Source organism: Sphingomonas montana, assembly GCF_001956315.1.
GTDB classification, from domain to species: domain Bacteria; phylum Pseudomonadota; class Alphaproteobacteria; order Sphingomonadales; family Sphingomonadaceae; genus Sphingomonas_R; species Sphingomonas_R montana.
Map to the genome: position 1 here is coordinate 1 of NZ_MOLY01000033.1, position 20,131 is coordinate 20,131.

Consider the following 20,131-nt stretch of genomic DNA (forward strand, 5'->3'; position numbering starts at 1 on the left):
GACGGGCCGGACCTGGCGGCGCGGCTGGCGGCGGACGGCGGACCGGTGCGCGAGGCGCCGGTGCATGGCCCCGACCTGCTGGAGGCGGCAGGCTGGTCCGAACTGATCGAGGAAGCGACCGGCGGCGCGATCGATTTTGAGGGCGGGGCGCTGCGCCTGTCGGTCACGCCGGCGATGACGCTGTTCGACGTGGACGGCGTACTGCCGCCGGCCGCGCTGGCGATGGCGGGCGCGCGGGCCGCGGCGCGCGCGATCCGCCGGATGGGGATCGGTGGGTCGATCGGCATCGACCTGCCGACCGTGGCGGACAAGGCGGCGCGGCAGGCGGTGGGGGCGGCGGTGGATGCCATCCTGCCGCAACCGTTCGAACGGACCGCGGTGAACGGATTCGGCTTCCTCCAGATTGTGCGGCGGCGGACGCGGGCCAGCCTGCCCGAACTGCTGGCGGCCGATCCGGTGCTGTCGGCCGCACTGGCGCTGGTGCGGCAGGCGGAACGAACGGCGGGGATCGGCACGCGGACGCTGGTGGCGGCCCCGGCGGTGATCGCGCGGATCGCGGCCCGGCCGGACTGGACGGCCGCGCTCGGCCGCCGGACGGGGACGGCCGTCGCCTTGCGGGGCGATGCGGGCCGGGCCATATCATCGGGCTATGTCGAGACCGATCACCCCCCGCCGCGCGCGTAGCGGCTGCCCCGTCTGCGGCGCGCCCGTGACGCCAGCCTATGATCCGTTCTGCAGCCAGGGGTGCCGCGATCGCGACCTGCTGCAATGGCTGGGTGATGGATATCGCGTGCCCGGCCCGCCGGTGGAGGATTCCGACCAGCAGGATACATGAAGCGCTGGACAGGGGTGCGATCCGCTGTCTATAGGCCCCGCTCCGACCCTGTCCTGCCCGGATAGCTCAGTTGGTAGAGCACGTGACTGAAAATCACGGTGTCGGCGGTTCGAATCCGTCTCCGGGCACCACTTTCCACGACGGTCGGAAATCTGCTTTTGCTGGGTGCGTTGACGTCGGGATCGATGGGCTTCGACCGTTCGTCATCCCGGACTGCAGCGAGCGACAAGCACTGACGTCCGGCTGGTGTATTCAGGCAGCGACGTTAAGCTTCCGAGTAGCGCCGCAGGCGCGTATCGAGGAGCCGTATTGCAGCACGGCCTCCGGCGTTGTGCGATCCTTCGATGCGGATCGTTTGACTGCCTGCCAGGACGGCGCTCAGGAAAGGCTTTGATTTCGCTCAGCCCCTGCTCAGGACGAGCGGTTGTGGCGTGAACCAACCGCGAATCATCGTGCCCCTAAGCGGGAAGCTGGATCCGGTACAGGCGCCCGTCCCAGCGTTCAGGGTCCCCGCGGCGCGCGTGCCATGATCGCCTGGGCGGCCTTCAGCCGGGTTCGCCATGTCTTCGCCGACGGATGGCCGGTCGCCAGTTCGGCGAGCCATGATTCGCATTTGACGATTTCGGACTGCGCCGCGGCGAGCTGGGCCGCGGTCGGGGGCGGCGCGATATTGGCGCGGCCCTGTGCGCCGGTGCGGCCCTTGCTCTTGCTCATGACGATGCCTTCCTATGCGATGCGTGATCTGTCCCCGGCGCGCGTAGCAGATTGATCGCAGTCACCACGAGGATCGTGGCGACCCGCGGCACCGCGCCGCGTACGGTACCGTACCATGGCCTACGCAACCGATCGCCGGATCGACGGTTGGGCCAATCCGGTAAGGTCGGATGCGGATACGCATTCGGCCGACTGAACGGCAAGCAGGAGAAGATGATGCGCGTTTCGATGATTGCGGCCCTTGGTGCCGGCCTGTTGGCGCTTTCCGCATGCGGCGGCAAGGGCGACGACAAGCTGGGCGATCAGGCGCACGACGCACTGGAAAACAAGGCGGACGCAATGGACGCGGCCGCGACGCAGATGGGCGGGACCGACCGGGACCTGATGAAGGCAAAGGCGGAAACGACGCGCGCTGCCGCCGATGCCAAGGAAAAGGCGATCGACGATGCCGACGTGGACGCGAGTTCCATGTCCGATGCCCAGAAGAACGCGGTCATCAACGGCAACTGAGCTCAGCGCGGGCGGCGCTCCCGGCAACGAGGTGCCGCCCAAGCCCGCCGAAATCCGGTGGCCGGCAACATGTCCGACCCGCCCCGGAACGTCGTCCATCGTTACCACGAGGTGTAACGTGGGCCACTTGCCCGAGGTCGCCTCCGGTCCGGACGTGCCGCCGTCAGGCGATATAATCGGCGAGCCGGTTCATGCTGGAGACCTTTAGCCAGTCCGGTCGTAGCGCCAGGACGCGTTTCGGCGGCAGATACCAGAGCAGCATCCGGACGACCATCGTCAGGGAGTCCGGGTCGCCGGGCACTTCCGCCGGTGTCCGGTCGAGTACGAGGCTGCGCGACGGGCGGTCGCCGGGCGTCACGAGCAGCGCGACGCGCGGGTCGGCGACGCCCCAGCCGTGGACGAGGTGGTGGTGCAGTGCGCGGGCCTGATGCGGGCTGAGGAAGTCGCGGGATGGCGCGCCGACCAGCACCTCGGACCCGGCTGGAAGCGTTTCGCGCAGCGCCCCATCCTGACCCGCAATCTCCGCCAGATCGGTCGGGTCGCCGCGATGATCGTCATAGCTGAGCATTGACCCGATCACGCCCATCGGCAGCACATAGGCCGGTTCGGTCGCTTCCACCGAGGCGAAGAGCGCGGCACCCCGTCCGGTGGCGACCAGCATTTCCGCCTGGCGGGCCAGGCAGTTGGAGTCGAAGGCAGCCCCGCCCCGCGGCACGTCGAGCCGCAGATAGGTGAAGCCGTCCGGCCCTTCGAAGAAGGGCGGCGTGGCGATTTCGACCGACCCGTTCCACAGCGCGCCGAGCAGGTGGTCCGTCCAGTCGGCCGACCGCGCATCGACGGGCATGGCCACCAGTTCGGATATGGTGGTGGTCAACCGGAGGTCGAACATCGCGTCCGGATCGATCCCGTAACGCTTGGTGGCGGGGGGCTTGTCCCCGGTCACGAACATGTCCTCATCGCAGGGCCCGCGCTACGGCCGCACGGTATCCAGGCCGGATCACCAGGCACCGGCCCATTCGCCGCGAGCCTGGATGCGGAGCGTATCGTCGACGGCAGCATCGGCGCGGATCAGGATCAGGCTGACATTGTCCTTCGCCCCGCGTTCCAGCGTCAGCGCGAGCAGCGCGTCGGCCGCCGCGTCGAGCGACCGGCCCTGGATCAACCCGTGGATGTCGCGGTCGTCGAGCATCGTGTTCAGCCCGTCCGAACACAACAGGAAGATGTCGCCCGCCACGATCGGACCCTGATGGACGTCGAGCGCCAGCCGGTCGTTCACGCCGACTGCGCGCGTAATGACGTTCGACCGCCCGAAACTGCGCGCATCGGCGCGGTTGAGCGCGCCGGAATCGATCATCTCCTGCACCATGCTGTGATCGCGGGTGATCTGTTCGATCCGCCCGTCGCGCAGCAGATAGGCGCGGCTGTCCCCCGCCCAGAGGCAGGCATAATGGCCGGCATAGGCGAGCAGCGCGACGACCGTCGACCCGATCACCGTGCCCGGCCGCGACAGCCGGGCATGGGCGACGAGCGTGCGGTTGACGCGCTGGACGCTTTCCTGCGCCGCGTCGAGGAAGGCGTAGCCCGACCCCAGCGTATTGACCTCGGCCAGCGCCTCCACGAGCATCGTGCTGGCCAGATCGCCGGCCTGGTGCCCGCCCATGCCGTCCGCGACCGCCCAGAGGCCGGGGACGGGGCGGGACAGGACGCGATCCTCGTTCAGGGTACGGACGCGGCCGACATGCGTGCGTTCGGCGGTTTCGAAGGTGAAGCCGCCTGCGGTCATGTCGGGCTGTTCCCTTGTTCGAGGTCGTCGTCATGCAGCAGGCGGGCGAAGCCGTCCCCGGTCGGCAACGCGGTCGCCGGGCCGTCCAGCCGGATCGCGTCAAGTTCGCGCCACCAGCATGTGTGCGGGGGGGCGGGATCCCGATCGGGACCGACCGGCAGGGCGGACAGCGCGGCGGCAAGGGCATCGGCCGTGTCGCCCGCGTCCCGCGCGGCGGTCAGAACCGCCGCGGCCTGCGCAGCCCATGCCTCGGCCTGTGCGTGCGCGGCACCGGGCAGGATCGCAAGGCCGATCAGCGGGTAGATCCGGCCGACCTTGTCATGGCTGGCGACCAGCGCGCCGGCCACGACATCGCTGCCGTCGTCTGCCGCCACGAACCGCCAGGCTGGCAGCGCGGCCATGTTTCGCATCAGCGCCTCGCGGTCCGACGTGGCGGCATCGGCCAGCGCGGCGGCAAGCCAGCGATCATAGCGCGCGGTTGCCGGACCGTCGCCGCGCCGCACGAAATCACCGTGCGCGGGCAGCTTGCCCGTCAGGCCGATGACGGCCCGGATCGCGGGCGCGGTCAGAGGTTCGACGGACATGCGAAGGTCCGGAGATCACGCAGCATGAAGGGGTTGGCGGTGTTCAGGATCCGCACGCGGAAGCTGCCCGAGGCGGCGCCATCGACCATATCGAAGACGAAGCCGCTGCGGTTGACGGAGCGGAGCCGCATTTCGGACAGCATCTGCGAAAATGCCCAGTCGCCTGTCCAGGTGCGGACGCTGGGGGCGGGCGCACCTTCATGCTGCACGCTGACCGTGACGCCGGGGACCGGACCGGGCCAGCGCAGTTCGGTGGCGCGGCGGGTCGTCCGGTCGAACGTCGCGGGGGTGCCGTCCACGGTGATCGTGACGGTCTGCGCGTCGCCCGCGATGCGGATCGGTTCGATCACGAAGCGGACGTTCGGCCGGATGTCGCCGGGTTTGAAGAAGACCGTGCGGATCCGGTCGGCGGCCTGGAACTGCCGCACCGCCGCGCCTGACAGGCCGAGCGCGCGGCCGGACGGGGTCAGCGTCCAGCGGACCGGATCGATCTGTCCGGCCAGGTTGGTTTTCTGGAAAGTGTCGATCAGGCCACCGGGGCGCAGCAGCCGGCTGAAATCGTCGATTGATACCTGTCGCGGGCCGGGTGGGCCGAACGGAAAGCCCTGCGCCAGGATCGACCGGCATTCGGGCAGCAGTTCGCCGGCATAGGCGGTCTTGATGCCCGCGCGCGCCGTGCGGTTCAGCGCACCGGTGGACGCCGTGACGAACCCGCGGAACAGCGCACCGGCCGCGGGGGGCAGCGTGGCCGCGACCTGCCCCAGCCGGGCCGTCGCCGCCATCGCGCCCGCCGTCCGGTCCCGTTGCAGCATCGGATCGCCCAGCCCCGCGGCGGAACGGAGCGCGGTGCCGGTTTCGCCGACCGCGGTCAGCGCGATCAGCGCGTCGTCGACGGGGGCGGGGCCGGACGCGGGCGACATTTCGCGCAGCCAGCGGAAATGTTCGATCACCTCGTCCAGCGGGCCGGGCGGGCCCTTGGGCGCGGTGTTGGCGGCCGACCGGACCTGGTCGGCGCGTTGCAGCCCGCGGTAGATGTTGCGCGAGAAGATCGACCCGACCTTCAGCGCGGCCGACCCCTTGCCCTTCGTCAGCGACGGCGGGGTGAGGTCGGTTTCGTCGGCCCAGGCGTTGAACAGCGCCTTGACCGGGGAGGGTGGGCGGACGGCGACCTGCAGGCGTTCGTCCATCGGCCGTTCGCCGCTGACGATCGTGTCGTCGATCAGCGCATCCCAGCGGCGGGTGAAGTCCGCAAGGTAGGTGGTCAGCAGCGCATCCTTGATGCGGCCGGCCTCGCTGCTCATCGGCCCGGCGGAGGCGGTGGGTACGCCGGTGACCCAGCTTTCGTTGGCGGATTGCGTGGCGTAACGCGCGATGGCGGGCGCCACGCTGGTGTAGAAAACCCGCCGGCGGAACATGCCGGGCACGCCGGTGGTGAGCGGCGCGCCGGATCTGCGCGTGAACAGCCGCGAACTGCCGACGCCGGGCACTTCGGCCAGCGTGAATTCGGGCAGGTTCCGCAGACCCGGGTCGTTCAGCATCTGCGCATAGACGCGTTCGCCCGGCCCGAGGCTGGCGACCTGCGACCGGGCGGCCGCGATCAGCGTGGCGTTGAGCGCAGGGGGCATGATTGGCCCGGCGAGCAGGCTGGCCAGATGCCGGCGGAGCGCGTCGCGGACCGGGACCTGGTCTTCGCTCGGGAACTGGTCGCTCCAGCGGTCGTCGAACGCAGCCGCGATCGCGCCGCGATCGAGCGGTGCCCCCGCCGCACGCCCGAGCATGAGGTAGAGCCGCAGCAGCGCATAGGTCTGCGCCCGCGGATCGGCATTCGGATCGGCCTGGCCGCTGGTCAGCGCGGTCAACTGATCCTCCAGCCCCAGCAGCAGGCGGGGCAGGAACTGGCGGTTGAGCAGATTATGGTACGCGCCGTCGACCTGTGGCCGGATGGTCGACAGCTGGCCGACGCCCCAGGAGAAGCCGGGGTCGCGATCGGCAGGTAGCGCGGTGCTGGCGAAGGGCAGCGCGCGCGCGCGGTTGAGCGGATCGAGGACGTCCACGAGGTCGCTGTCGCTGATCGTGCCGGGCGGCAGCGTGCGGACGGCGCGCTGCAGTTCGCCCGAGCGCAGTTCCAGTCGGGCCAGCATGTCGGCATTGCGGAGGTAGCTGGTCAGCCAGAGGATGGCGAGGATCAGAGCCACCGTGCCGGCGAGGCCGATCGCGGCTGCCTTGATCCGCCAGACGCGGCGTTCCGCCTTCAGGTCGCGCCCGGCCAGCGCGGCTTCGGGAAAGACCACGCGGGTCAGCAGGTCACGCAGGAAGTAGCTGCGGCCGCGGGCGGTCTCGCGGTGGCCCTGGCCCAGCGGCAGGCCGAAGCGGGTCGACAGCGCGCCGAGCAGCCGGTCGATCGGGCGGCCGAACTGCGTGCCGCTGGTGAAGTAGAAGCCCCGGACGAGCGGGGCGGATTCGAACTTGCTGTCCTGCGCGATCGTCCGCAGCATCTGGGCCAGCGGCGCGCGGATCGAGGCGAATTGTTGCGGGAAGGCGAAGATCAGCCCGCGGCGCTGCATGTCCTGTTCGGTCTGGACGCGCATCAGCCGGCGCTGGTCGAGCCGTTCGACCAATGCGTCGAACTCGGCATCGAACCCCGTCATCAGCGGCACGGCGACGCCGTTGGCCATCGCGCCGGTATGGCCCCAGACCTGTTCGCGGTCGGTGGCCGACATGTCGTCGAAGAATTCGGTGAAGCCGGCGAGCAGGTCGAGCTTGGTAATGAGCACATAAACCGGCGTGCGGACGCCGAACGCGGCGTGGACCTCGTTGATCCGCTGGCGGATCGCGCGGCCGTGGACGATCGCGGCGCTTTCGTCCGCGCCGGTCAGGTCGGTGACCGAGATCGCGACCAGGATCCCGGTGACCGGCTGGCGCGGGCGGTGGCGTTTCAGGAGGTCGAGGAAGCCGCGCCACGCCTGCGCATCGACGGCCTCGTCGCTGTCCTGCGTGGTGTAGCGGCCGGCCGTGTCGATCAGCACGGCCTGGTCGGTGAACCACCATTCGGTGTTGCGCGTGCCGCCGATACCGCGAACCGGGCCGTCGCCCAGCGCCTGCGCCGCCGGGAAATCGAGCCCGCTATTCTGGAGCGCGGTGGTCTTGCCGGCACCCGGCGGGCCGATGATGACGTACCATGGAAGTTCGTAGATATATTCGCGGTTCTTGCCGACGCGCGTGTCGCGCATCATGGCCAGCGCCTTCTGCGCGCGTTCCTCCATCGCGGCGACATCCTCGGCCGCAAGGTCCTGCGCCGGGACGACGGGGGCGGCGGGTGCGTCGCCCAGCGCCGACACCATCTCGCGGTTGCGGACGCCGGCGCGCCAGCGTTTCCAGTAATGCCGCGCGACGAAGCCCAGCACGATCGCCGCGATCACCGCCAGCCGGACCCAGACGCCGCCCAGCGGGACATGGCCGGCAATCGCGATCAGCGGCCCGACGAACCAGACGAGCGCGGCGACCAGCAGGATGCCGAGCAGGATGAGCACCCAGCGCGGCGGGCGCACGAACAGACGGCGGATCCAGTAGATCCAGGGCCAGTGCATCATCGGCCGTTCTGCCCCGCATAGGTCTTGGGAATGACGATTTCGACGCGCCGGTTCTGGCGGCGGCCGGCATCGTCGCCATTGTCGGCGACGGGCTGGCTTTCGCCCACGCCGGTCGGCACCATCCGGTCGGGCGGGATGCCGGCACCCGCCAGGGCCGCCACCACCGCGGCGGCGCGCGCCTCGGACAGCGACTGGTTCGACGGGTAGCGGAGCGAGGCGATCCGCTGGTTGTCGGTGTGGCCGGTCAGCGGCACCTGCCCCTGCGTCAGGCCGATCGCCTGCGCGATGCGCGCGGTCGTCTCGCCATAGCCCGGATCGAGATCGGCGGACCCGGAGGCGAACAGCCCCCGGTCGCGCATCCGGACCAGCACCGATCCCGGATCGTCGGACACCTGCACCCGGCCCGCGTCGATATCCGGTTTCAGGATGTCGAGGATGGTCAGGAACAGCCGGTCATCGGATGCGGGGGCGGGGGCGGAGCGATTGAGGCTGGCCGGCCCCGCCCGGTAGGTGGCGGTCAGCGGCGCGACCGCGCGGTCGCCGAGCGACGCCAGCCGCAGCACGAACCCGGCATAGAGCGCGAGCAGGAGCGCTGCGAGACCCGCCAGCCAGACCCAGAGCGGGGTCTGCCGCGCGATCGGCTGATACGCCGCATCGACGCCCTTCCACGCCGGGGACAGCCCGCGTTCGACCGGCCCGCGCAGGTTGCGGATCGCGCCGAACAGCCGGTCACGCAGCTGGACGAGCTTGCTGGCGCCGCCGCGTTCCAACCGCATCCGCCCTTCGAACCCGAACGACAGGCAGACATAGATGAGTTCGAGCAGGTTGGGCGAGCGGCCGGGCCGTGCCTCTAGCGCATCGGCGATCTCGAACATCCGGTCGCCGCTGACCACCTCGTTGTGGAAGGTCGCGACCAGCGTCTGCTTGCCCCAACTGCCCCGCGTGCCCCACGGCGTCGACAGGATCACCTCGTCGATCAGCGCGGACAGCGCGTAATGGCCGTAGCGGACGTCCTCCTCGCCCACGCCCAGTTCACGCGCGCGCGCCTGGAAGGTGCGCAGTTCGTCCACGATGGTGCGACGCAGGCGGACGACATCGGGATGGTCGGTGACGCCGCGCAACGTGTTGGCCAGCACGATCAGCGGTGCGCCGGCCGCCAGCAGCGGGTTCGCGCTAGCCGCCTGGAACGTGTCGAGCGACAGCGGGGCCGCGTTGAACGGACTGCCCGGCAGGGTCGGCCGCGCGGCAGCGGAGGCACCGACCGGCGGGGTGCTGGGGACCGGATCGAACGGGCTGGGGCCGGCGGGTGGCGACTGGCCCGGACCGCGGATTTGCGTCCGGTCGCCGTCATCCTCGGGCGGCGGGGTCGGCCCCGCACCACCGGCCGGGCGGCCGATGATGGTGCGGTCGCCCTCGTCGGGCTCGAACGGGTTGCGGCCGGTCACCGGACGCGCCCGCGAATGGCCCAGAGTTCCAGTTCGAGGTCGGGCACATCGCCCGACACATGGACCGCGATGCCGCCGGACCGTTCGATCAGCTGCCAGTCGTCCGAATTGGCGTTGATCTCGAAATAGATCATGCCCGCGCGGAACGGGATCTGCCGCGGTTCGGCGGGCAGCGCGCGGATCGGCGCGCCGCCGAGCTGGAGGTTCACGAGATCGCGGATCCGCTCCACCGCGCCGATCGTCGCGCGTTTCGGCAGGTTCGCGCGGATCAGTTCGCCGTCGATGCTCGACCGCGCGGCCAGCACGAACATGCAGTCCGCGAACAGCGACCGGTCGCCGACCTTCGCCACGCGGATGCCGTAGGCGCGGTCCTCCAGCGGGATCGGGATTGCGGTCTGTTCGAACACCGCACTCAACGCCTCGCGCAGGAAGGCGACGAGCGGCGCGAAACTGGCCTGCAGGTCGTTGTGGCGATAGTCCGGGAAGACGGGCGGACGGTTGGTGCCGGTTTCGGTGAACGTCGCCAGTTCGCCCGCCAGCCCGACGAGCGTGCGGTAGAGTTCCTGCGGATGAAGGTCGCCGAGCGTGCCGATATGGCGCACGACGGCCTCGTTGCGGTTGACGAGCATCAGCACGAGGAAGTCGCTGATCTCCGCGACGCTGCGTCCGCTCTGGTTCGCCAGCCGCGCCGCGATCGCCGATCCGCGGTGCTGGAGCAGGCCGCGCACCTCGGCGATCAGGCTGGTCAGGCGGTTCGACACCGCGCAGCTGATCGCGGTGGGGATGAAGTCGGGATCGAGCACCAGCGACCCGTCGGTGCGCTTTTCGATCAGGCGGGCGAGCGGCAGCGTGACGTAGCCGGCCAGTTCCTGCTGATCGTGGAGCAGGCGCAGGTCGAGCTTGCCGATCGTGATCGGGGCCGACCCTTGTGAATCGGCGATGACGTCGTTGATTTCGGTTTCGTGCCCCAGCCAGCGGAGCGCCTGGCCGCCCGTCGCGGACAGCCGGGTGTCGAACGCCCCCGCGCGGCGGATCGGCAGCGCCAGATGGATGATGCTGTTCGTCAGGTCACCGGGCGGGGTGAGCGGTTGCGGATGATCGTCCGCGCCCGGCAGGTCGAACAGCGTGCCGTCGGGCAGAATGCCGGCCGCGCGGGACAGCGCGAACGTGCCGGTGCGGAGCAATGCCTCGTCGATTTCCAGCCGCGCGAAGCCCCAGCCGAGCGGGTTCAGGAACCGCGCCATGTCCTCGGTCTGGCGTTCGAGATAGCGTTCCATCTGCTGGAAATGCTGCGTCCGCAGGAACATGCCTTCGGACCACAGGACCTTGTTGTGCCAGTACATGCCCTGTCTATCCCCCCGCCTCTCGGCCGAACGCATCTATCGGGTCAACGGCGTGCGCCGTAAACCCGAATCTCTTCCAGTTGTCGTTCGTAGGCCGATCGGAAGGCGGCGTTTATGATGCCTTCGCTGCTCGAATCCGCCTCGCGCCGTATTTCGGCATAGCGATCGGCATATTCGATCCAGGCGGCGGCATCGCGCTGCGTCCGGATCAGATAGTTGCGGCTGGCGAGCCGACGCTCGATCTCGTCCGGCCCAAGCGCGTCGAAGGTGGCGCCCAGCGCGGCGCGCATGCCGGCCAGCATGCAGAGCAGATGCGCCTTCACGTCGTGAAACGCCTCGTTCAGCGCGGCGGCGCCCGTGGTGTAGCCGCTGTCCTCGGTGCGCAGCAGGTCGATCGCAATGCGTTGCGGCGGCACCCATTTGAACGGATTGTTTCCTTCCGCCCGAACCTGGGTGCGGCTCATGCGATATTCGTCCTTCAGCGCGGTGCGTTCGCCCATCACGTCGGCCAGCCCCAGGATCGCCTGGCGGTAGATGGTGCCCAGCCGGTGCATCAGCGCGGCGCGGTCCTCGTTGACGAAGCTGGTCGGCGACAGGCCGGCCCCCGCGCAGAACGCGTCGAACAGCGCATCGTCCGCCGCCGGCCCGCGAGCGGCCGGATGCTGCGGGGCAGCCGCTGTCGTCGGGGGCATCGCCGGGGCGGCCACGAACGATGGACCCGGCGGCATTTCCGGCGGCGCGGGGCGGGGCGGGGCGGCCGGCGCGGCGCCGTCGGCAAGATCGACATCGGGCGGGATCCGGTCGGGCCCGGGCATGGGCATGGACAGGCCCGGGGGGACAAGCGGTTCGACCGGAACGGGCGGCGGGGCGACCTCGATCGGAGCGGCGACGGGTGTCACGGGTGCTACGGGGGCCATGTGGACGGGGTCGGCCTCGGGCGGGATCACCGCGTCGGCCAGCGCCCAGTCGGACGGGATCTGCGTGGCGGCCGCGGGCACGGCGGGCGCGTGCAGGATGGGGCTGGAGAACGGGGCGTCAAAACCATAGCCCGGATCGCGCGCCTCGGCCGGCGGCGCCGTCCAGGCCCGTTCGGTCCCGATCACCGGCGGGTCCGCGCGCCGGCTGCCCGTTCCGGCGTTCCAGCCGTCGGCATCGCGATCGGGCCGCCGTTCCCAGGCATCGGCATCGACGCCGTCCTGCGGCTGGCGATGGGCGTCGACCAGCGGGTCGGGGCGCATCGCACTGGCGAACGGATCGAGCCGGCGGGGGGTCGATTCACCCCGCGGCGGATCGAGCCCCTCCGGCGCACCGAACGGCGACCGGCCCGGTTCGGGCAGGATCGGGGCCGGCGCTGCGGACGCTGCCGATGCGCGACTGTCCTCCAGCAGCAGGACGAACGGGCCGAACCGGATGACGTCGCCCGGGCCGACCGGAACCGGCCGGTCGCGTTCCAGCCGCTGCCGCGGTTCGCCCAGGAACACGCCGTTCGAACTCGTGTCGCGCACGGTGGTGCGTCCTGCGGCATGCACGATCGTCAGGTGCGTGCGCGATATGCCGCGTTCCGGATCCGCCACCGACCAGTCGGCGCGCGCATCGCGGCCGATGCTCAACTGCCCCTCGTCCAGCGCGCGGCTGTCGATCTGGTTGGTCAGGTCGTCCTTGTGGAACAGGCGCAGGCGCATCGGCAGATATCCTCGGTCGGCAGATCGTCTGGTTTTCCCTTCGTACCGCCGGTGCCGGACGATTGTCACCCCCGCTCGTTCCGGTTGACGATACGGCTAGTGCGGCTGCCGTAGATGCCTGCCGGCATGATCGGACTATCCGTGTCCAGCCGGTTCGGAGGGACGGGACGGCCGGTCGACGCGGCGCACCGCCGGGCGGACCCGTGCTCCCCGATCCAACGGTCGTTCAGCGCTTTTCGAACGCGAACACCACCGTGCTCAGGCAATCGGGCGCGCGTTCGGCGAACCCGAACGACAACTGGCCCCACGGTTCCTTGCGGGACCAGCTTGTCTCCTCGTCCAGTGATCCGCCGCGCGGCGTCTGGCTGATCGCCAGCGGCGCATAGTGCGCCACGACGTCCTTGCGCGCGGGGCATCCCTTGACGATGCGGAGCAGCAGCAACGGCCCCGCCGTGGCATTGCTACCGGGCTTCGGTTCACGCAATTCGACGGACAGGACCAGAGTGCCCGACAGGATGCCGTCCGCGGCATAGGACTGGAAACTGTTCGTCGCGGTCGTCGGCTTCAGCGCGGCGCCGGTGATCGCCTCCACCGCCGGACGGTCGATATGGCCTGCGCCGCGGATACGCTGGATCAGAGTGTCGATCGGATTCGCAGGACGGTTCATGGTGTCTCCTCTGGCGCATCCGACCAGTAACGTGGCCGCCAGGACCGCGGCGAAGGCGGGGCCGAAATCAATTCTTCGCGGGATAGTTCTTATCATACCAGCTCCCGTAATAGTCCGCATAGCTTTGTCCGGTGGTCGACGTCTTTTCGCCCGCTCCGTAAATGCTGCCGATCGCATCGCGTGCCTTGGCTGCATCGCCGTCCTTGACGAACGCGTCATAGGCCGTCCGATATTGCGGCTGGTTCGCCGGATTGCCGGAAATACCGATATCGGCACCGCCGTTCGCCAGAATCTCGCGCTGCGCACGCACGTTCGACAGTGTCGCGGCACCTTCGTCCGCAAGCTTCGATCGCAGATATGCCGCCTTGGACGACAGGTCTTCGACGCCGAGATAGCGCGCGTGGCCGGTTTCATGCGCCAGCGAACGGACCAGCGCGGGCGCATTGCCGGCCTGTGCCTTGTCGATCGTGATCGTCCGCGCCGGCCGGTTGGCGAATGTGCCCCCCCCGGCGGGGCCGTAATTCACTTGCCAACCCGCCTCGTCGAGCGCCGCCAGATCGCCCGACAAGCTCGGCGATTTGGCCACCAGCTCTGCTGCGGCGGGGCCCAGCGTTTTGTCGATGCCCATCGCGACCGGCGGTCCTGCCGGCGCAGCGGGTGCCGCCGCGGGCGCACCGCCGCCGGGCGCAGGCGCAACGGGGCCGGCCCCGGCGGGCGCAAGTGCGGCGGCGGGGCGGGGATCAGCGATTGAGGGTATGGCGGGGGCGGTGCCGCTGTTCAGGTTGATCTGCGTCCCGTCCAGCCAGATGCCGTTGCCGTCGATCACCAGCTTGCTGCCGCCGACATGCAGCACGATCGACTTGCCGGCGCGGATGTCGATCCGGTCGGCGACATCGAGCGCGGAGGACTGCGCCCTGGTGGTCAGCGTCTGGGCGACGTCGACGATTTCGTGACGGTCCGCGATGCGGCGATAGTCGCGCCCGGAATGGAGATAGACCTCCTCGGCCCCGCCCTTGTCCTCGAACAGGAATTCATTGACCAGACCACCGGTGCCCGACGTCCGGAATCCGGCCTGCGTCAGGTTGGCGGGCACGGCGAAGCTATGCTTGTTGCGGCCGTTGTAGAGCGAGCCGACCACGACCGGACGATCGGGGCGGCCATCGATGAAGTCGATCAGCACCTCCATGCCGGGCCGCGGTATGAACTGCGCGCCGATGCCGTCCCCCGCCCAGGCCTGCACCAGCCGAACCCAGCAGGTCGACGCGCCCGTCCGGTCCCAGTGGAACTTGACCTTGATGCGGCCATGTCCTTCGGGATCGTTCTGGTCGATGACGACCGCGGTCTGCGGCCCGCGCGAGGCGACCGGCGGGGCACTGCGCCGGGCCGGGCGGTAGACCTGCGTGCTGGGCTGCGCCTCGAACGTCTGTTCGTAATGCGGTTCGCCTTCCGCCGTGGAATAGGGATCGAACGCGTCGTGCGTGACGGACCGGACCACGATGCGTCGTTCGCGCGGGTCGAGCCGCGTGTCGTCCACCTGGAACCGCGCGCCGGGCGCGAAGGCGACGTAGGATCCGCTGCCCTTCATCACCACCGCGGCGCTTTCGGACCCTTCGATCCGCAGCTTGGCGCGGTCCCGACCGGCCGCCGCGTCGGTATAGCCGCCGCCCCAATGATAGACATGTCCCTTGCGCGCGGCCCAATCCAGCTTGCTGGGCGCGGTGATCGGCGACAGATCGCCGGGCTTGGTGAAGTCATAGTCGTGCGTGACGACCGCGGCCGGGGCCGAGTTGTAGCCCATCTGCAGGTCGCGCAGCCCGCGCAGCAGGTGATCGCGCCGGAACGACAGGTCGAACGGATCGCCGTCATAATAGCCGGCCGGATCGCCGGCGATGTACATGCGGTGCTTGTACGGAGCGGCCCCTTCGTCGAACCGGAAATAGTAGAAGACGCCCTCATCCTCCATCAGGCGGCTGACGAAGTCGAAATCGCTTTCGTCCTGCTGGACGATGTAGGCGCGGGGCGCGGAGGGGCCGTAACGGCTGTCGTCGAACGTGATCGCATGTTCGCCGAGGATGGTTTCGACGACCTGACTGTGGCTGCGATCGGTGAACAGCCGGCGGTCGCGGGTCAGGCGCAGCGCCGCGAAGGCGGGTTCGACCAGGATTGCGAATTCGACATAGCTGCCCTTGTGGTACAGATGTTCGAACCGCGCGCAGCGACCGTTGATCTTGCGCTCGCTATCGTCGGACATGCCGAGCGAGAAGGTGATCGACGCGTTGAGCCAGGCGGCGGCGGGCGGCACATCGCCCTGCGACCGGATCGTCAGGCGGAAGGGTTCCGCACTGGAAATGGACTCGCTCCCGTCCATCCGGAACAGCTTGTAGTTCTGGATATCGCCGGGGGCTTCGAGGATGTGAAGGAACTTGTTGCCGTCGCGCGTGCCCATCGCTCAATCCATCATGGTGTCGAATACACAGGGATCGGCGGAGCGGATCGCGGCGGGTGCGATCGTGCGGGGGGGACTATGTCCATCCCGCGGCATGACCGCGACCGTCGTACCGGCCCGCCGCACCTGCCGCCGGATCGAACCGGCGAGCGATGCGGCGGGGCCGGCCAAGCGGATCAGACCTTCGCAGCCTTGGTGAAGTCGTATCCACCACGCACCGCGCGCTCGTTATTGGCCTCGTCCTTGAGGAACTGGTTGAATTCCACCGAAGAAAAGTTGAGCGAGATGTTCTCCATCGGCTCGCCAGCGCCGGTGCTGCCGGCGGTCGAGAAGGAAGAGCAGATCACGTTCTTCATGACATATTCGATATACTTGGCTTCGCCGCTGTCCGACGCCTGGACCGTGACGGCGAGTGTCGCGGTTTCGGTGTTCTTGCCCTGCAGTGCCTGCAGCATGAACTGCGTCGTGGTATCGTCCTGACGCTTCACCAGGTGAAGATCGCCCGGCGTCACCTTGCCGGCGGAAAGGCGATTGCCCGCTGCGCCGACCGTGGTCTGCACCGCGACGGAGAAACCCCAGCTGTACGAATCAACTTCGATCCAGTCCTTGTACGGGCCGGACGTGACGGCACCCTTGAGGCTGCCGAGCTTCATATAAACGGGCATGTGCTTCTCCTGCGCGTATGGACCATGTCGGTCTTAACCAGAATTATTACAGAATGGCGTTGCCTTACTGCGATTCAACGTTCCAATCATATGTTAGGGTTCCCACAGGGTCCACCTTAATTTCGACATGTTTGACTTCGTGCTGGTCGTGACGGTGCTGAAGCAGCGTGGCCGCCAGTTCCGGCACGATGCCGTTGGCGATCACCGCCTCCACGTTCCGCGCCCCGCTCTGCGTTTCGGTGCAGCGCCCGGCGATCAGGTCCACCACCGCATCGGACCAAACCAGCGACGCACCGTAGCTGCTGCGGATCCGGTCGGCGACGCGGACGAGCGCCAGCACGATGATTTCCCGCAGCGTGTCGGCCGACAGCGGAAAGTAGGGGACGACCGTGACGCGGCCGAGGAAGGCCGGGCGGAAATGTTCGAGCAGCGCCGGTCGCAACGCCGCGGTCAGCCCGGCGGCGTCGGGCATCGTATCGGGATCGGCGCACAGCTTCTCGATCATGTCCGACCCGGCGTTGGACGTCATGATCAGCATGGTGTTTCGGAAATCGATGTCGCGCCCCTGGCCGTCCTTGATCCGGCCCTTGTCGAACAGCTGGTAGAACACGTCCTGCACGCCGGGATGGGCCTTCTCCATCTCATCGAGCAGGACGACGCCGAACGGCTTGCGCCGCACCGCCTCGGTCAGGACGCCACCCTCGCCGTAGCCGACATAGCCGGGAGGCGCGCCGAGCAGCATCGAGACCTTATGCTCCTCCTTGAACTCGCTCATGTTGATGACGGTCATGTTGGCCGCGCCGCCGTAGAACAGGTCGGCCAGCGTCAGCGCGGTCTCCGTCTTGCCGACGCCGGACACGCCGACCATCAGGAATACGCCGGTGGGCTTGCGCGGGTCGGTGAGCCCGGCCCGCGACGCGCGCATCGCGGCACCGATCGCGGCGAGCGCCTGATCCTGCCCGCGGATCCGCTCGGCCATCAGCGATTCCAGGTTGAGGACGTCGCGCAGCTCGTCCGCCACCATCCGGCCGACCGGAATGCCGGTCCAGAGGGCCACGACGTCGGCCACCGCGTGCCGATCGACCACGTCGAACACCATCGGGCTTTCGCCCTGTAGTGCGGCGAGTTCGGCCGCCCCGGCGGACAGGCGCGGGCGGATGTCGGCCTCGCCCGCTTCGTCCGCGGCGATCAGCGCGTCGCGGTCGGTGCGCAGCTCGGTCACACGGGTCCGCTCGTCCTGCCACCGGGCGGTCAGCGCTGCGACGTCCGCGGCGACGCGCGCCAGTTCCGCGTCGATCGCGGCAAGCCGTTCGCTGTGGTCCCCACCGCCCTTCGCCTCGCGCAGCAGGATGTCGCGTTCGACGCCCAGCGCGGTTTCGTGGCGGGTCGCGTCCTCCAGCGCGGCGGGCGTCGCGGCCTGGCTCATCGCGACGCGGGCCGACGCGGTATCGAGCAGGCTGATCGCCTTGTCGGGCAGTTGCCGGTCGAAGATGTAGCGGTGCGACAGCGTGACCGCCGCCTTCACCGCATCCTCCAGGATGCGGACGCCGTGATGCTTTTCCAGCGTCGCGACGAGGCCGCGGATCATGCCGATCGCGGCCGCCTCGCCGGGCTCCTCGATCTTCACGACCTGAAACCGGCGGGTGAGTGCGGCGTCCTTTTCGAAATATTTCTTGTATTCGGCCCATGTGGTGGCCGCGATGGTGCGCAGTTCGCCGCGGGCGAGCGCCGGTTTCAGCAGGTTGGCGGCGTCGCCCTGACCCTCGCTGCCGCCCGCGCCGATCAGGCTGTGCGCCTCGTCGATGAACATGACGATCGGAGTGGGGGACGCCTTGGCTTCCTGGAGTACCGATTTCAGGCGGTTCTCGAATTCGCCGCGCACGCCCGCGCCGGCCTGGAGCAGGCCGAGGTCGAGGCTGAGCAGGCGGATGCCGCGCAGCGCCTCCGGCACGTCGCCCGCGACGATGCGGGCGGCGAACCCTTCGACGACCGCGGTCTTGCCGACGCCCGCCTCGCCGGTCAGGATCGGGTTGTTCTGCCGCCGGCGGGTCAGGATGTCGACGATCTGGCGAATTTCGGCATCGCGGCCGAGCACCGGATCGATGCCGCCGGCCCGTGCCCGCGCGGTCAGGTCGATGCAATAGGTGTCGAGCGCCTTGCCGCCGCCGGGCATGGGGGGCGCGGCGGTGGCGGCTTCGGCTTCACCCGCCGTCGCCGGGGTCGTATCGCCGGCACCCGCGATCTTCGCGAAATGCGTCGTCAGCGTCTCGGCGTTGATCCGCTTCAGCTGCGGCGCGGCATCGCGCGCGGTGGCGCCCAGATCGCGGTCGTTGAGCAGCGCGGCGAGCAGATGGCCCGGCGAGATCGCAGTCGCGCCCTGTTCCAGCGAGGCGAACAGCCAGGCCTCGCGCGCCAGCCGGACGATACGCGGCGACAGCGCGGGTGGACGACCGTTGCCGGTGCGGAAGCCCGCGAGCGTCGCGTTCAACTCGGCCGTCAGCCGGCCGGGATCGACGTCGAAATGCGTCAGGATCGCCGCGACCGGTCCGTCCGTGCGGCCGCAGAGCTTGAGCAGCCAATGTTCGATCTCGACGTCGTAATGGCTCTGCGACATCGCCAGCGCGACCGCCTGTTCCAGCATGTCGCGCGCGACCGGATCGAGCCGTGCAACCAGGGTCTTGAGGTTCATGCCCGGCTTGTCCTTGTGCGATGGGGTGGTGGAAGTGGCGTGTCGCGCCGTTCGATGACGGCATCGCGACGCGGCAGTGGTGGAGCGGGCACGGCACGGGGCATCAGGCCGCCGCCGCCGCGGGCAGCGTGCCGGGCAGGATCGCATCCTCGCGGTCCGCCACGCTCGGGCCGGACGTCAGCCAGCTGTTCTGCCCCAGATGGGCGGGCGCGTCCGGATCGCCCAGCCGCAGCCGCGGAACCGCATCGCCGCGCAGGACGAGCTGAAGGTCGAAATCGATCGTGCCGCCGACCGCCATCCGGATGCTCCGGGTCAGCGTGTGGCGGATACCGTCCGGCTGGAAGAAGGCGCGGAAGGTGGGCAGGTCGAGCGGGCCGATCCGGATGCGGAACCGGCCGGCCAGATCGTACGCGCCGGCCCCGATGACGGCATCGCGCGCGAGGGCGGCGTAGTGGCCGTTCGGGATATCCGCGGCGGGAAGCCGGGTGCATTCGTCCGGCGCGATGCGGATCCACCGCGGGCGCAGCTCGATGATCGAGACGGGCAGGTCGTAGAGCGTCTCCAGCATCCGGCGGAGCGCGCCGGCCGAACGCACGCGGCGGTTGAGCGGGCCGGCCATCGCCAGCATGTGCGCATCGTCGCCGAGCCGCGTGATGCCGGACAAGGCGGCGAGCGCCTGGGTAAACGGATCGTCCGCGCGGCCGGCGGCATCGACCGCGCCGAACCGGACGGGCAGGCGATATTTCGCCCAGGCGCGGTAGAACAGGCTGATCGCGCGGTGGTTGAACATGTCGAGGAACTGGCCGAACGCCTCGTCCCGCGCGCGGCGGCGTTCCACCATCAGGTCGGAATAATGGTCTGGCATCACGCCGGACGGGCCGGTCAGGCCCATGAACGCGACCGTCATGTCGACCGGAGCGTCCGGCGCGGTGCGGACGAGCGCGGTCAGTTCCGCATCCGGGTGGCGCATGCCGTCGGCGGCGTGGAACCGCACCGGTTCGTCCGCCGCGCGGCTGTCGTCGCCGACGCCGGCGCTGCCCTGCGCCGCCATCAGGATCAGGCGCACCGCCTGGAAGAATTCCGCGCGCGGAGCGGGGGCCGTGGTGGGCGCGCGCTCGGCAGCGGGGGCGGGGGCGGCGACAGGCGCGGGGCCGGAGGCGGGAACGGCGGGCGTCATG

Annotated in this window: 16 protein-coding genes, 1 tRNA gene and 1 pseudogene; 4 read left to right on the top strand and 14 right to left on the bottom strand. The window is 69.5% G+C overall.

The annotated features are described in order from the left end of the window. From BKY59_RS09095 to BKY59_RS09105, 3 genes and pseudogenes are all read left to right on the top strand, one after another. Nucleotides 1-684, top strand: a pseudogene (locus BKY59_RS09095) (ribonuclease); the annotation flags it as partial. Continuing rightward, nucleotides 650-835 (top strand): DNA gyrase inhibitor YacG, encoded by a 186-nt coding sequence (locus BKY59_RS09100; protein ID WP_206362042.1) that lies wholly within the window; start codon nucleotides 650-652, stop codon nucleotides 833-835. The pseudogene BKY59_RS09095 and the gene BKY59_RS09100, both read left to right, overlap by 35 nt. A gap of 55 nt (nucleotides 836-890) precedes the next feature. Beyond that, nucleotides 891-966, top strand: a tRNA-Phe gene (locus tag BKY59_RS09105). Between the two features lie 370 nt (nucleotides 967-1,336). Here the strand turns inward: BKY59_RS09105 and BKY59_RS09110 are convergent. Then, nucleotides 1,337-1,549: a hypothetical protein gene (locus BKY59_RS09110; RefSeq protein ID WP_076070834.1), complete on the bottom strand. Its 213-nt coding sequence runs from the start codon at nucleotides 1,547-1,549 to the stop codon at nucleotides 1,337-1,339. Between the two features lie 213 nt (nucleotides 1,550-1,762). Between BKY59_RS09110 and BKY59_RS09115 the strand changes: the two genes are divergently transcribed. After that, nucleotides 1,763-2,059 carry a hypothetical protein gene (locus tag BKY59_RS09115; RefSeq protein ID WP_129586319.1) on the top strand — a complete coding sequence of 99 codons (297 nt, stop codon included), beginning with the start codon at nucleotides 1,763-1,765 and terminating at the stop codon, nucleotides 2,057-2,059. A 163-nt stretch (nucleotides 2,060-2,222) separates the two neighbouring features. Here the strand turns inward: BKY59_RS09115 and BKY59_RS09120 are convergent, their stop codons facing one another. The 13 genes from BKY59_RS09120 to tssG all read right to left on the bottom strand — a co-directional run bounded on the left by BKY59_RS09120 (nucleotide 2,223) and on the right by tssG (nucleotide 20,130). Beyond that, complete coding sequence (locus tag BKY59_RS09120) at nucleotides 2,223-3,002, bottom strand: hypothetical protein (RefSeq protein WP_129586320.1); 780 nt, start codon at nucleotides 3,000-3,002, stop codon at nucleotides 2,223-2,225. Between the two features lie 54 nt (nucleotides 3,003-3,056). After that, nucleotides 3,057-3,842 (bottom strand): PP2C family protein-serine/threonine phosphatase, encoded by a 786-nt coding sequence (locus tag BKY59_RS09125; RefSeq protein ID WP_076070838.1) that lies wholly within the window; start codon nucleotides 3,840-3,842, stop codon nucleotides 3,057-3,059. Next, the gene (tagF, locus tag BKY59_RS09130; protein ID WP_076070840.1) at nucleotides 3,839-4,426 is read right to left on the bottom strand and encodes a type VI secretion system-associated protein TagF; all 588 of its coding nucleotides are present in this window, start codon (nucleotides 4,424-4,426) and stop codon (nucleotides 3,839-3,841) included. Before tagF ends, BKY59_RS09125 begins: the two co-directional genes overlap by 4 nt. Then, the gene (tssM, locus tag BKY59_RS09135; RefSeq protein ID WP_083672009.1) at nucleotides 4,408-8,016 is read right to left on the bottom strand and encodes a type VI secretion system membrane subunit TssM; all 3,609 of its coding nucleotides are present in this window, start codon (nucleotides 8,014-8,016) and stop codon (nucleotides 4,408-4,410) included. The genes tagF and tssM overlap by 19 nt, the downstream gene beginning before the upstream one ends. Beyond that, nucleotides 8,013-9,461: a type IVB secretion system protein IcmH/DotU gene (icmH, locus tag BKY59_RS09140; protein ID WP_076070843.1), complete on the bottom strand. Its 1,449-nt coding sequence runs from the start codon at nucleotides 9,459-9,461 to the stop codon at nucleotides 8,013-8,015. The genes tssM and icmH overlap by 4 nt, the downstream gene beginning before the upstream one ends. Next, the gene (gene tssK, locus BKY59_RS09145) at nucleotides 9,458-10,804 is read right to left on the bottom strand and encodes a type VI secretion system baseplate subunit TssK (protein ID WP_076070845.1); all 1,347 of its coding nucleotides are present in this window, start codon (nucleotides 10,802-10,804) and stop codon (nucleotides 9,458-9,460) included. The genes icmH and tssK overlap by 4 nt, the downstream gene beginning before the upstream one ends. Before the next feature lie 44 nt (nucleotides 10,805-10,848). After that, the gene (gene tagH, locus BKY59_RS09150; protein ID WP_076070847.1) at nucleotides 10,849-12,486 is read right to left on the bottom strand and encodes a type VI secretion system-associated FHA domain protein TagH; all 1,638 of its coding nucleotides are present in this window, start codon (nucleotides 12,484-12,486) and stop codon (nucleotides 10,849-10,851) included. A 226-nt stretch (nucleotides 12,487-12,712) separates the two neighbouring features. Further along, nucleotides 12,713-13,153 (bottom strand): hypothetical protein, encoded by a 441-nt coding sequence (locus BKY59_RS09155; RefSeq protein WP_076070849.1) that lies wholly within the window; start codon nucleotides 13,151-13,153, stop codon nucleotides 12,713-12,715. A gap of 67 nt (nucleotides 13,154-13,220) precedes the next feature. Next, the gene (locus BKY59_RS09160) at nucleotides 13,221-15,599 is read right to left on the bottom strand and encodes a type VI secretion system Vgr family protein (RefSeq protein ID WP_076070851.1); all 2,379 of its coding nucleotides are present in this window, start codon (nucleotides 15,597-15,599) and stop codon (nucleotides 13,221-13,223) included. Nucleotides 15,600-15,602: 3 nt separating this feature from the next. After that, the gene (locus BKY59_RS17680) at nucleotides 15,603-15,770 is read right to left on the bottom strand and encodes a hypothetical protein (RefSeq protein ID WP_165374821.1); all 168 of its coding nucleotides are present in this window, start codon (nucleotides 15,768-15,770) and stop codon (nucleotides 15,603-15,605) included. A gap of 5 nt (nucleotides 15,771-15,775) precedes the next feature. Further along, complete coding sequence (locus BKY59_RS09165) at nucleotides 15,776-16,264, bottom strand: Hcp family type VI secretion system effector (RefSeq protein ID WP_083672011.1); 489 nt, start codon at nucleotides 16,262-16,264, stop codon at nucleotides 15,776-15,778. A 64-nt stretch (nucleotides 16,265-16,328) separates the two neighbouring features. After that, complete coding sequence (tssH, locus tag BKY59_RS09170; RefSeq protein ID WP_076070854.1) at nucleotides 16,329-18,953, bottom strand: type VI secretion system ATPase TssH; 2,625 nt, start codon at nucleotides 18,951-18,953, stop codon at nucleotides 16,329-16,331. A gap of 103 nt (nucleotides 18,954-19,056) precedes the next feature. Next, on the bottom strand, nucleotides 19,057-20,130 hold the full coding sequence (gene tssG, locus BKY59_RS09175; RefSeq protein ID WP_083672012.1) for a type VI secretion system baseplate subunit TssG: 1,074 nt from the start codon (nucleotides 20,128-20,130) through the stop codon (nucleotides 19,057-19,059). Between the last annotated feature and the right edge of the window lies 1 nt (nucleotide 20,131).